The 12,665-nt window shown below is 54.1% G+C and carries 9 protein-coding genes, 2 pseudogenes and 1 other annotated feature; of the genes and pseudogenes, 3 read left to right on the top strand and 8 right to left on the bottom strand.

The window, feature by feature from the left end:
• Positions 1 to 53 precede the first annotated feature (53 nt).
• The 5 genes and pseudogenes from AC4ANK_RS01850 to AC4ANK_RS01870 form a co-directional block, all read right to left on the bottom strand.
• The gene (locus tag AC4ANK_RS01850) at positions 54 to 1,328 is read right to left on the bottom strand and encodes a hypothetical protein (protein WP_489980876.1); all 1,275 of its coding nucleotides are present in this window, start codon (positions 1,326 to 1,328) and stop codon (positions 54 to 56) included.
• A 44-nt stretch (positions 1,329 to 1,372) separates the two neighbouring features.
• Positions 1,373 to 3,304 carry a ParB N-terminal domain-containing protein gene (locus AC4ANK_RS01855; RefSeq protein ID WP_460384079.1) on the bottom strand — a complete coding sequence of 644 codons (1,932 nt, stop codon included), beginning with the start codon at positions 3,302 to 3,304 and terminating at the stop codon, positions 1,373 to 1,375.
• A 717-nt stretch (positions 3,305 to 4,021) separates the two neighbouring features.
• Positions 4,022 to 4,528, bottom strand: coding sequence for a P-loop nucleotide/nucleoside kinase family protein (locus AC4ANK_RS01860; RefSeq protein WP_024668659.1), 507 nt, complete (start codon positions 4,526 to 4,528; stop codon positions 4,022 to 4,024).
• Positions 4,529 to 4,623: 95 nt separating this feature from the next.
• Positions 4,624 to 5,475 (bottom strand): annotated as a pseudogene (tnpC, locus tag AC4ANK_RS01865) (IS66 family transposase); the annotation flags it as partial.
• A gap of 38 nt (positions 5,476 to 5,513) precedes the next feature.
• Positions 5,514 to 6,736, bottom strand: a protein-coding gene (locus AC4ANK_RS01870) for an IS3-like element IS51 family transposase (RefSeq protein ID WP_095178853.1) whose coding sequence is annotated in 2 segments (ribosomal slippage) — positions 5,514 to 6,451 and positions 6,451 to 6,736 — 1,224 coding nt in all. Because the reading frame shifts where the segments join, the coding sequence is not laid out codon by codon here.
• Positions 6,342 to 6,458 (bottom strand) — a sequence feature (AL1L pseudoknot). Its footprint overlaps the gene before it by 117 nt.
• A gap of 371 nt (positions 6,737 to 7,107) precedes the next feature.
• Here AC4ANK_RS01870 and AC4ANK_RS01875 point away from each other — a divergent pair.
• Positions 7,108 to 7,620, top strand: coding sequence for a signal peptidase II (locus tag AC4ANK_RS01875; protein WP_234778643.1), 513 nt, complete (start codon positions 7,108 to 7,110; stop codon positions 7,618 to 7,620).
• Between the two features lie 275 nt (positions 7,621 to 7,895).
• Here AC4ANK_RS01875 and tnpB read toward each other — a convergent pair whose 3' ends face one another.
• Together tnpB and tnpA are read right to left on the bottom strand one after the other, a co-directional pair.
• Positions 7,896 to 8,231: an IS66 family insertion sequence element accessory protein TnpB gene (gene tnpB / locus AC4ANK_RS01880; RefSeq protein ID WP_460384082.1), complete on the bottom strand. Its 336-nt coding sequence runs from the start codon at positions 8,229 to 8,231 to the stop codon at positions 7,896 to 7,898.
• Positions 8,228 to 8,551: an IS66-like element accessory protein TnpA gene (tnpA, locus tag AC4ANK_RS01885; RefSeq protein WP_460384084.1), complete on the bottom strand. Its 324-nt coding sequence runs from the start codon at positions 8,549 to 8,551 to the stop codon at positions 8,228 to 8,230. The genes tnpB and tnpA overlap by 4 nt, the downstream gene beginning before the upstream one ends.
• Before the next feature lie 722 nt (positions 8,552 to 9,273).
• On the opposite strand from tnpA, the pseudogene AC4ANK_RS01890 reads away from it, so the two are divergent.
• Positions 9,274 to 10,530: pseudogene (locus tag AC4ANK_RS01890) on the top strand (YifB family Mg chelatase-like AAA ATPase); the annotation flags it as partial.
• 69 nt (positions 10,531 to 10,599) lie between these two features.
• Here the strand turns inward: AC4ANK_RS01890 and AC4ANK_RS01895 are convergent.
• Entirely contained in the window at positions 10,600 to 11,907 is a 1,308-nt protein-coding gene (locus tag AC4ANK_RS01895) for a CitMHS family transporter (RefSeq protein ID WP_002551489.1), read from the bottom strand.
• A 294-nt stretch (positions 11,908 to 12,201) separates the two neighbouring features.
• Here AC4ANK_RS01895 and AC4ANK_RS01900 point away from each other — a divergent pair, with 294 nt between their 5' ends.
• Positions 12,202 to 12,603, top strand: a complete 402-nt coding sequence (locus tag AC4ANK_RS01900; protein ID WP_002551490.1) for a GFA family protein — start codon at positions 12,202 to 12,204, stop codon at positions 12,601 to 12,603.
• The last annotated feature ends 62 nt before the right edge of the window (positions 12,604 to 12,665 follow it).

Raw genomic sequence — 12,665 nt, forward strand, 5'->3', positions numbered from 1 at the left:
TCAACCGCAGCTTCGTGCTGAGCTTAACTCACCGAAGGCATCGATTACGGACGTCAAGGCACCATGAAGGAGGTCAGTTGATGAGTTTGTAGCGCGCGCCGAATAGCTCTCGGGACTTCCCGCTGTGGTTTTTTCTTGAGGTGCTTACGCGTTTGAATGTACACGTCGCGCCAGAGAAAATTTTGTTGGTTCGCAGATATCTCAATTTTAAGTATTTGTCTAGTCACTGCGCGTGCGAATTCATTGATCAAAGTGGCACTTGGTTTGACATCTCCGTGGGTGTAGTGAAACTTGTTGCGGAGATCGATATAAAATTTACAGGTTAAGTAGTCCGTATCTCGCCCTAAATTGAAGTGAGTTCCGACACCTTGAAATACCTGTGTGAAGCCTGAAATGCGCTTACCATTAATCATGTATAAATCAAGGCTTATACCGGCTTTCGTACCTAGGCGTATTGTTGCATTGTTAAGAAACAGAGCGCCCGATGTGTAGCACTCATACGCTCTGAAAATATGCATAAAAGCTTTACTTAGCAGGCCATGTTCCATGGCAAGTTGATAAGCTAAGTAGTGCAGTACTGACATGACTTTGTATATGCATGGGAATCCGTTTTGCAGAGCGGCCGTAGCTTGGGTGTTAGCTAAATCTGAAGCGCTACGGGGACAAACTCCCAAAAGAGTAGTGCAATGATTGATAAGATCTGTCAGCTCCTCTTGGAGCAGGCTGAAGTTAGGCATCAGGCCTGAAAGGTGGCCGAGAAATGCTCTTAGCTCGTGCAGCTGCAACGCGTCGAGATCGCTTCCTGCACTTTTGATTTTAAGTTGTTGATCGGGCAGAAAGCTATAGCCGATAAGCAGTCGGCACACTAAACGGGTTAGCTCGTTGTGTTGTGCACAAGCCGTTTCTATCACATTTTTCACCACCGGATGCAGTCCTTGCGAGCCCGGTTCATAGTGGACACACTGATTTATTTCTGCCACGAAATCTGCATCGCGAACTTGTGGTACAAATGTCACTGTTCCTGTGTTCAGGCAAAGTCTAAAGAACCGGCGATTAACATCTTCATACGGGTAAGCGTAGTGGAGGAAATGCTCTACTGTCAGCAATAGAGCATTTCTGGAAGCCAGAACGCATGTCGGACGAGTTGCAATCACCGAATACACATGCCGTGACAAGTCGGTCAGCAAGCGCTCACAATCCCCGACGATGACGAACTCCTGATATTCGAGGACCGCCGCGCATAGCATTTCGCAGAGGCCGGCGGTGAGTTCGTTACCTTCAACGACTGCGAAGTAGGTGTCTTTATAGCTCTTCATCAAACTCTTCACTCTTCGAGTAAAGGAAGTCTTTAAATTTTAAAGTGTGAGCTAGATCATTCAAATGAGTCCTTGAGATTGTCAGCAATGAGATCGTCCACCAGACGATCAAACGTCGTTTTAGATGAGTCTCCAGCAAGATCTTTCATCTCTCTTGACTTGTCCAGTTCAGCTGCGTTTAGGCGTTCCCTGTCAACTGCCGCTAAGCTAAAGTTAGTACGGTAGGACTTTTCGAAAACCTTTCGTTTGTCGTCACGCATCTGTTTGATGAAGCTGCCGACCTCTTCCTTGGCCAGTGCCGATATTACGCTTTTTTCCCTGGCGTCCTCACAGATAGCCTTCTCGCCACTGGACAGTAGCAAGCGGACAATTTGGCGCTTGGCCGACTTGGTCACCTTAATGCGCGAGCCGCTAAAAATTGTATCTTGTAGATACAGATGTCTATCGTCAAACAGGCCTGCCCGGGTCACAAACGAGTGCTCAACAAATTGTCTTATGTAGTATGCAGCACGGTTCACAGGTATTTCGTGAGCCACAAACTTCGAGCAAAGCAGAGACCAAGCCTCAATCATAGCTTTCTGGAATATAGCCTTACGCGAGAAATCGGGGACAACGTCAGAAATCAACTGCCCCAGGTCCGCGCGTACATGGGCATGCATAGCCTGTGCCGGCTTAATGAGCATTCCGTTGAACAGCACGTGGTCTTTAACATTTGAAAAAATATTCTGGTCGCTACGTCGCTCGCGGCGTATTTCATCCTCTGTAGTCACGAAAAAGTCGTGAAACTCCTGGCAGTATTTCGAGAAGAAGGTAGTGTTGAAGAACATTTCAATAAGGGAAGGGGTGATTGTTTCGTTAACCAGTCCCACCAAACGCTCGCGATGCCGTGAGAGAAAGTCACGCCAAGGGAAATACTCCGGTGCGCTCTTCTCTTCATCGTACTCGTCTGTACCAAAGTCGAACTCGGAACCTCGCTTGTCAATCCCCAAGATCGCGGCTAGCAGTCTAACGCCACTTTTAGTTTTGAAAATCTCTTCAAATGCGTTATTGATAACCCCGATACTAGTCAGGGTGTGCTCGCGCGAAACTTCCAGCGACTGCTTGTGATTTTTGGTATTCCATTCAATCAGCCCGAGGCCCTCGCTCCCCTTCTGCTCGAGTACCGCTTTACAGAATTCGCGACAAATAATTGAACCGAGGGTCTGGTCCGACAGAAGGGTCAGGAAATGGCCGCTAACACGTTCCACAGTTGAGTTAACATCAACAAATAGATTACGTAAGACCTCGGGTACTTTAGGTTGGCTGCTTGAGTTATGCGCAATTGAGTTAGGCGGATAAACTATGCAAATAGGCAACGTCAACCCCTCAATGAGCGAGCGGTCGTGGGTCATCAGCGTGTTAAGAGCAAACAAGCGATGCTGTCCGTCGATCACCACTAATCGCGCCCCCTTGACATTATCACGGGTCAAGTTCACTTGGATTTTAGCACTGTCTACTGTTACGGAGACCTCATGATCCCCATCCGCGCAACTGAATGTACGCAGCTGCTCTTGATCCATTGCATAATTAGTTACCTTCAAGATACCCGGCCATTCTCGGACGTAAAGTTCGCCAACGGAATCCGAACCTTCGGAAAACGTAGAGTCTGGGTAGTAGTCATCGAGACAGTTTTCATGATCAACAGAAACTACTGCGACCAATAAAGGAGGTAAAAAAACAATATCTTTCTGCACCGCATCTTCTTTAGCGGCGAGGTATTGACTTATCTCAGCGATCGCTCTGTCTTCATCAATATCACGTTGGATCAAGTAATCAAAATTCAGGTCAGTATTGATGTCTTTTGCATACGAGAGATACGGCAGCTCGTCGACTTTAAAGGACGTCATGAAGTATTCAATAGGAACGGAACCATTAGTCTTGAAGACGCCAAATGCGCCATTCTTTTCGAATTCGTAACGTAATGGTGCGGCAGCTTGACGTCTGGACATAGGAACTCGCAAATCTTGAATGAATTTAGAGGCGTCTCAGTGATGCCTGACTGAGGCCAAAGGGCTACCTGACCTGAGGTAGTAGAGCATGGTGATCAAACGTAGCACGTAAGTCTAGAGGTGTGGGCAACTGGTGCGTGAACTTGTCTACCGTGACGGCCAAGCGATCGCAACAAATACAAGGAACATAGACGTTTTCAGGCGAGGCCATCGCACGGCTGTCTTTCCAGCTTAAGCTCCTGCAAAAGGCTCCAGGGCAAAAAAATTCTGGCGCAGAATCTAAAGTTATGGGGGCGCCTTCCTGTGCAGCACAAAACTCGACGCTCATCCCCCCTCATTGGGTTTGCGCCAATATCGATCCACTGTGGTGGTACCTAAACGCAGCCTGCGTGCCGTTTCTGCTTTGGTGCGGGCCTCAGATTACAAGCTCCATGTTGAGGGCATTTTTTAAAGGGAAAGAGAGCGGGGTCTGAGTTACTTCCCAGCGTTTTAGACTTTCAGCAGCGCGTCTGATCGGAGGCGGTACGTCGTTCGCTCGTCCCTTGATCCGAGCTTCTCAAGAAATTTCTGCCTGGGGGTAAAACGCTGAAATGCGTCATCAGGCGTCTCGGCGGTTGAGATCAGACATCCTGTCAAATTTGGAAGTCTTCTTCAGAGTTTCCTTAAGGCGAATGATTGTAAGCGTCCGGCCAACACACCTTGCCATCGTGGGTGACGCTATTCGCTGGGCAGAAATCGGTTAACAATCATCGCGACCGCTTGCGCTGAAGAGATCAGGGCTGTGTCTATGCAAAACGGAGCGTCGTCCCACGACTCATATTCATGGCCCAGCACAGATTCCCAGGTTGGTGGCGTCAGCCCGGGAATATCAACCGTCCTTGTTTCTACCCGGCGCCGGTGTTCATTTGTATCGGAGCAAATCACTTGGATATTGGCTAATTGAACACCAGAGCTTGAGGCGATATCGCTCCACTTGATTCGGCTTTCTCTGACGGGGTTGACGCAATCAACGATGACTGTGCTGCCTATACGGAGATTACTCAGCGCAAGCTCATTAGCGACTATGTAGCCACTGCGCCCCACGTCCTGTGCGAGAGCACCAGAGCTTCGAATCGCCTGCTCAATCGCATCGATCCGTAGATACACGGCACCTGTCGTAGCGGCGAGATCCTTGGCGATAGTCGTTTTTCCGGTGCCTGGAAGGCCGCTGAAGACGATTAGCATTCTATGTCCTTCGATTTCATGACTTGGCCCAGTGTAGGCAGCGACCAGTTATGCGGTAGCAATTGATCGATCTCACTCGCCCGCTGCGTTGGCAGGCGCGTGGGGCTGAAGTCGTAGACGACAGCGGCTGTTTCGCAGAACTGGCTGGTGGCATAAGCCCAAACATAAGAACGGTGCGTTTTCTTCGAGCCCGGAGCGAGCATTTGCACGGGCGTCTCATCCGCGTGTACGACCTGTTGCCCGATCACCACGTCACGCAGGGCATCGACCAGGGGCTGCAACTGCACGCCTGTCATGCCAACCCATTGTGCCAATGTCGAACGCGGAATCGCCAAGCCTGCCCGACCGAAAATCGATTCCTGCCGGTAAAGCGGGAGATGATCAGCAAACTTCGCGATCATGACGTGGGCAAGCAAGCCGGCAGTTGGGATGCCCTTGTCGATAATGTGCGCAGGTACTGGCGCCTGGATCAGCGTTTCGCAGTCATCGCACACCCACTTGCCACGAATATGGCGCTCGACGGTAAACACGCCCGGGATGTAGTCCAACTTCTCGCTGACATCTTCGCCGATGCGCTTGAGGGCGCAGCCACATCGGCAGTCGGTGTTGTCCGGTTCGTGATGGATCAACGTGCGCGGAAACTCTGGCGGCAAGGCCATACGCTTGGGCTTTTGCTTTTTCTCGGTCGCAACGGGCGTTATTTGTAATGCCTGAAGCTCGGCCTCAATCGCTGCAATATCGGTATCGATCAAGTCATCCAACAGGCTGGCCTGCTCGGGATTCATTTGCTCGCTGCGCTTGGCAAACTTCAAACGCTTGAGCTGTGCGATCTCGTGGGTCAACTTCTCGATCAGTGTTTGATCGCGGTTGATCTTCCTGCCCATCGTTTCGACCGTCTTGCTCATGGTCTCAACCGTATGACCCATGGTCTCGACTTGCGACAGCATGAACCGCCCCGGGTTTCTCGGAGACCCTTTTGTTTGAGTCATGCCACCTGGGCAGACTCGGTGAGTTGCTGATAATAGATTGCTTCTGCTTCGACCGGTGGAATATGACCGATTGGCTCCAGCAGGCGGCGGTGATTGAACCAGTCCACCCATTTCAGGGTTTCCAGCTCCACCGCCCCCCGTGTGGGCCAAGAGCGTCGATGAATCACTTCAGCCTTGTAAAGACCATTGATGGTCTCAGCCAAAGCATTGTCGTAAGAGTCACCGACACTCCCGACCGATGGCTCAATACCGGCTTCGACAAGACGCTCGGTATAGCGAATGGACACGTACTGCACGCCACGGTCACTGTGGTGAATGAGTCCACCCTGCTTGACTGGGCGACGGGCGTAAAGGGCTTGCTCCAGTGCATCGAGTACAAAATCGGTACGCGCTGAACTGGACACCTTCCAACCGACGATGAATCGGGCAAAGACATCAATGATGAAGGCCACGTAAACAAAACCCTGCCAGGTACTGACGTAGGTAAAGTCCGATACCCATAGGGCGTTCGGGCACTCAGCCACAAACTGACGGTTGACATGATCCTGCGGGCACGGCCTGGCTTGGTCGCTGACCGTCGTCTTGACGGGCTTGCCGCGTACCACGCCTTGCAGGCCCAGCTCTCCCATCAGACGTTGCACCGTACAGCGGGCGACTTGCAGTCCGTCACGCAGCAATTGTCGCCAGACCTTGCGCACGCCATATACCTGGAAGTGCTCATCCCAGACTCGCTGGATGTGCTCACCCAGTTCCTGGTCACGCTGCGCACGCGCTGACTGCTGGCTGGGGTCAGCCTGCTGAGCAGCGTACCGGTAGTACGTCGACGGGGCGATTGGCAACACCTTGCAAATCGGCTCGACCCCGTAAGACTGGCGGTTTTCATCAATAAACGTCTTCATCGTTTGAATGGGCGGTCGAGCTCCGCCTGGGCAAAATAGGCTGAGGCCTTACGCAAGATCTCGTTAGCTTGACGCAACTGACGGTTCTCACGCTCCAAGAGCTTGACTCGCTCACGTTCGACTGTGCTCAGCCCATCACGCTGGCCGCTGTTGCGCTCAGATTGGCGAACCCACAGCCGTAATGTCTCGGGCGTGCAGCCGATCTTGGGGGCAATGGCACTGATGGTGGCCCACTGCGACTCGTACTCAGGAAGGTGTTCGAAAACCATCCTGATGGCCCGCTCACGGACCTCTGGGGAATACTTCGGTAGTTTTTTCATCGCTCCATCCTCTCAAAGGTTGGAGTCTCCGAGAAACCCGGGGCGGTTCAGCAATTGCGCCGCGAATGCACGCAGTTGGTCGGGGGTCATTTGAGCGAGATCGGACGAGGAAGTCATGGCGTGGATTTTACTGCGTAATTGCATGGACTTGACCAGCCATTTGCATTCGACTTGACCAGTTGTTTGCAAGGGATCTGATCAGCCCACGGGGTGGGTATTGACCGGCAGAAATCGAACCGTAGATGCCAACGGCTTCGGGCTGTAATCGTGCGTCCGCGTCTACCTCACAATAACTGGACTCAATTTTGAGGCCGCGCTATCGTGCCGCCGCTGCCAATGGCCAGCCATGCCTGCCAACACGGTATAAATGAATGAAAGGATTGATCATGGAACTCATGATGAGAAGTCGGTTTTTTGCGTTGTTGATTGGTCTTGGATTTATTGCTCTGGATCAGTGGGTCAAGCTACAGGCGTTAGGGGCGTTGAAGTCAGAGAGCTTCAGATTCGGAGGTAGTTTCCTGTGGCTGGATATCGCGTTGAGCCTGAACCCAGGCGCTTTCCTTAGCTTGGGGGCTGGATTGGCGCCAGGTTTAAAACAAGTGATTTTCATCGTCGGCGTGGCAGCTGTGGTGTGCTGGGCCACTTGGTGGGCTCTGGCACGCTGGACAAGCTCTCCACGGAGATCGGCAGCGGTCTACCTTCTCGCATTGGGTGGTGCCTCCAACTTGGTTGACCGAGTTTTTCGTGAGGGGCACGTGGTCGACTACTTGGTGCTCAACCTGGGGGCTATGCATACTGGGGTTTTCAATATTGCCGATGTTGCCATCATGGTAGGTGCCGGGATGTTGCTCTGGATTGAATTACGAAAAGACCGTGAAGCGTAAAAATATTAGTGCTGCCGAAGAATCATCATTGATGTCGTTAGCGTGAAGGGTCGCAGTTTTCAGAAAACGGGCCTTGGACAAACGGTCGCTTTTGGCCGACTTCTGCCGGTCAAGGCCCACTCTGTGGGCTGGTCATATCCCATGCAAACAACTGGTCAAGTCGAATGCAAATGACTGGTCAGTGGTAATGCAAACGGGTGGTCAAGTGGAATGCAATTCTCCATTTACCAAAGCACGCCATCCTCTATAGCAAGCCAAGGTATTAATTACAGTTTTCAAAGCAACGTAATTGCGGCGCCGGCGCCAACACTTTGCCAAGGCAGACCGAGTACCAGGGCCTGAAGCTGCTCGGTATCCAACTGCACTTCGCTGCCTTGTCGAACGCCTGCCCAGTGGAATTTTCCCTGGTTCAATCGACGTGTCGCCAACCAGACACCAATCCCATCATGTACCAGCACTTTCATCCGAGTCGCGCGGCGATTGGCAAACAGATAAGCGCAGTGCGGCTTCGCCGCACCGAACACCGCCACCACCCTGGCCAGCGCCGTTTCAGTGCCAGCACGCATATCCATGGGCTCGGTAGCGAGCCAGATGGCATCAATGCGGATCATCGCAACAGGTCTTTGAGGAATGCAGCGCAGGCAGAAGCACAATCAGTCGGCCAGTTCACTTTGACGGTGCCGCGCGGATGCAGAATCTCAACGCTGATATTTGACGAGGGTACTGGCGCCGTTGTTTTTATAGGCAACGGGATAAATGCGGGTTGAATCGTCATGCTTTTCTGCGCTTGGACTCGAATCCATTTGTGGACGAGGTTTGCGTTGAGGCTGTGGCTGAGGGCCACGCTGGCGATTGAAGCGCCAGGCTGGACACACTCTTGAATGACCTGGGCTTTGAAGGATTTGGAATACGAACGGCGTGTTGGCTGCATGAAATACCCGCTTAAAAAGCTAGAACTGGTGCCCACCTAATTTAAGTGCACACCATGTCCTGACTTTTCGGGGGTGAATAGATGACTTGGCCGGACGCATACGAATGATTTACTGTTTACAGCAATGAAGAAGACCTTCTCCGAACTCGAATACACCGGCTAGAAAAAGCAGATACCTTCATAAATTCGTCGCAATAATTTCAGAAACGTCGCAGTTATTGCGAAATCCTACAGCGGGAATGGCCAATCAATGGATACCCTGTGCTTTTTAGCTCCAGGCTCAATGGGTGATGCTGAACGGCATGACCATCAGTCGCGCTGGCAAGGTGCGTTACAATTCGCCAGTTGGTTGTTTCTCGGCAAGCGCAGCAAGCGTCCTTACAGGTACAAGCGATGAAAGTCATTGGACTCGAGAGCGTCATCGATGTGACGTGCGATGTATGTGGTGCCTCAACGCGCTTGGACGAAGGCGGGTAGGCGCTTGACTCGGCAAGTGACGGTTTCATGAGACGCTGATCAGCGCAAGATGTCATAGACCTGCTTTTACTGAGCTGATGGCGGGATAGGCCCGAAGCATGATCGCCACTACCTGACTGGACGCTGAGGCCCTAATTTTTTAAAAAATATCTCGTTGCCATGGACATAGTTAAACAGCGCTACAAAGCACTAATTTCGGTGGTTTCGCTAAATGTCCATACCCTGCTAACTAGCCGGTGATAAGTCGGTTCGATCTGGCGATTGCGCTGGGTTTGCTGGCCGCCAGCGGGCAGGTGCCGCTGGTTGCGTTGCAGGATGTTGAATGCCTGGGCGAGCTGGCGCTGTCGGGAGCGATTCGGCCGATTCAGGGCGTGCTGCCTGCTGCGCTGGCGGCACGTGCAGCGGAGCGGACGCTGATCATTCCGGCGGTGAACGCCGAAGAAGCCTGTCTGGCGTCGGGGCTGCGGGTGATTGCGGTGAATCATTTGCTGGAGCTGGTTGCGCATTTCAACGGGCGCACGGTGATTGCGCCGTATCAGTCCAGCGGCCTGCTGCATCAGCCCAAGCCGTATCCGGACCTTAGCGAAGTGCAGGGCCAGACCGCCGCGAAGCGTGCGTTGGTGATTGCCGCTGCGGGTGCGCACAACCTGCTGTTCAGTGGGCCACCCGGCACCGGCAAGACATTGCTCGCCAGCCGCCTGCCGGGTTTGTTGCCGCCGCTGGATGAGCACGAAGCGCTTGAAGTGGCGGCGATTCAGTCGGTTGCCAGCCAAGTGCCGCTGACCAGTTGGCCGCAGCGGCCGTTTCGACAGCCGCATCACTCGGCGTCCGGGCCGGCATTGGTGGGCGGTGGCAGTCGTCCGCAACCTGGCGAAATCACGTTGGCACATCACGGCGTGCTGTTTCTCGATGAGCTGCCGGAGTTCGATCGCCGAGTGCTGGAGGTTTTGCGTGAGCCGCTGGAGTCCGGGCATATCGTGATTTCCCGGGCGCGGGATCGCGTGCGCTTTCCGGCGCGGTTCCAACTGGTGGCAGCGATGAACCCATGCCCCTGTGGATATCTGGGTGAGCCGACCGGGCGCTGCCGTTGTTCCTCCGAGCAGGTGCAGCGTTATCGCAACAAGTTGTCCGGCCCGCTGCTGGACCGGATTGATCTGCACCTGACCGTCGCCCGCGAAGCCACAGCCCTCAACCCCGACCCGACCACCAGTGAGAACACTGCAAGCGCGGCAGCGGTGGTTGCGCAGGCCAGAGAACGGCAGCAACGTCGTCAGGGCTGTGCCAATGCCTTTCTCGACCTACCAGGGCTGCGCGAGCACTGCGCGCTGTCCAGCGTCGATGAACGCTGGCTGGAGACGGCCTGCGAGCGCCTGACTCTCTCATTACGTTCGGCGCATCGCCTGCTGAAAGTGGCGCGAACGCTGGCTGATCTGGAGCAGGTGGACGCGATCACTCGTAGCCATCTGGCCGAGGCGTTGCAGTACCGGCCTTCAACCAATTGACCGCCCAAACGCAAAAACTCGCCGTCAACGATCAAGTCAACGGCGAGCCTTTGTGACAGGTACTGCGTTTTACATGCTGCTATAGAACGGGAAGATCCCCATCAGCAGCGCGGCAACCAGAATGCACAGGCACACCAGAATCGCCCATTTCAGGGTGAAGCGCTGATGGTCGCCAAACTCGATACCGGCCAAGGCAACCAGCAGGTAGGTCGATGGCACCAGAGGGCTGAGCAAGTGGACCGGCTGACCGACGATCGAGGCGCGGGCCATTTCAACCGGGCTTATGCCGTAGTGGGCAGCGGCTTCGGACAGCACTGGCAGTACGCCGTAGTAGAACGCGTCGTTGGACATGAAGAAAGTGAACGGCATGCTCACCAGCGCGGTGATGACGGCGAGGTACGGGCCGAGCGCATCCGGGATCACTGCCAGCAGGCTTTTCGACATGGCGTCGACCATGCCGGTGCCGGACAGAATACCGGTGAAGATACCTGCGGCGAAGATCAGGCCGACCACTGCCAGAACGCTACCGGCGTGGGCTGATACGCGGTCCTTCTGGTCCTGCAGGTTCGGGTAGTTGATGATCATCGCGATACTGAACGCGATCATGAACAGTACCGGCAGCGGCAGCAGGCCCATGATCAGGGCAACCATCAGTGCGAAGGTCAGAGCGCCGTTGAACCAGATCAGCTTTGGACGACGTGCATCCGGGAATTGCGAGACGCTGATTTCGCTGTGATCGACTTCATCACCCTTAAGGTGCAGTTCACCCAGACGAGCGCGTTCGCGTTTGCCGTAGAAGTAGGCAATTGCGAGGATCGCAACCACGCCAGCCAGCATTGCCGGGATCATCGGTACGAAAATGTCGGATGCATCGACATGCAGGGCACTGGCCGCACGAGCGGTCGGGCCACCCCACGGGGTCATGTTCATCACGCCACCGGCCAGAATGATCAGGCCGGCCATGATGCGCGGGCTCATGCCGACGCGGCTGTACAGCGGCAGCATGGCGGCGACGCAGATCATGTAGGTGGTCGCGCCGTCACCGTCGAGGGACACCACCAGCGCCAGCACGGCGGTGCCGACCGAAATGCGCATCGGGTCGCCCTTGACCATTTTCAGGATCTTGCGCACGGCCGGGTCGAACAGGCCGGAGTCGATCATCAGCGCAAAATAAAGGATGGCGAACATCAGCATCACGCCGGTCGGCGCCAGCTTGGTGATACCTGCCAGCATCATCGGGCCGATCTGGGCCGCGAAGCCACCGAACAGGGCGAAGATGATTGGAACCAGAATCAGGGCGATCAGCGCAGTCAGGCGCTTGCTCATGATCAGGTACATGAACGCAATAACCATGGCAAAGCCAAGGAAAGTCAGCATGGGAATACTCCAGACGTAATACGGCTACAGAACGTGAAATGAACGAGTCAGCTCAGCAGATCGGTACGTGGAGTGGAGGCGCAAGGAGGGTGTGGAACGAGAAGTCAGCAAGCATCGGAATCACCATTATTGTTGTTAATTGGGCCTGAAACACGTTGGAATCCGTTCCTGGCTAGCCGGTCTTTTTGCCGGAAGTGAGGCGATGCTAATTGGCCAAGCTTTCACCGACCTTTCAATCAGCTATTGTGGAAATTTTATTGTCACACGGATTATGGGCATGAAGGAGAAGCATGGATGAGCGAGATACACTCGGGTGGCTGCCATTGCGGCGGGCTGCGTTACCAGTTCGATGCGCCGTTGCGGGACATCGCTCACTGTCATTGCTCCATCTGTCGACGCACCTCGGGTGCAACGGTTGTAACCTGGACAAGTGTGCCGCTGGCTTCGTTCACGTGGCTGACAGGCAGCCCCTGTGCGTATGACTCCTCACCCAGCTGCGTACGCTATTTCTGCGGCAAGTGCGGCGCTCACTTGGCGTTGTTCACGCGCAACAGCCCGGACGAGATCGACGTCACCATTGCGACACTTGACCAACCGGAGTTGGCAACGCCCTCACGACACATCTGGATAGAGAACCGGCTTCCCTGGCTACGCCTGGATGAGCACCTACCAGGGGTAGAAGGCGAGCCTTTCTGAGGTTTGAGGAGATAAATAGTGCCTGAGCCAGAGCCTTAGGCACTGTTCGCACATTACATCAG

The sequence above is a fragment of the Pseudomonas sp. Pmew2 genome (assembly GCF_058129885.1).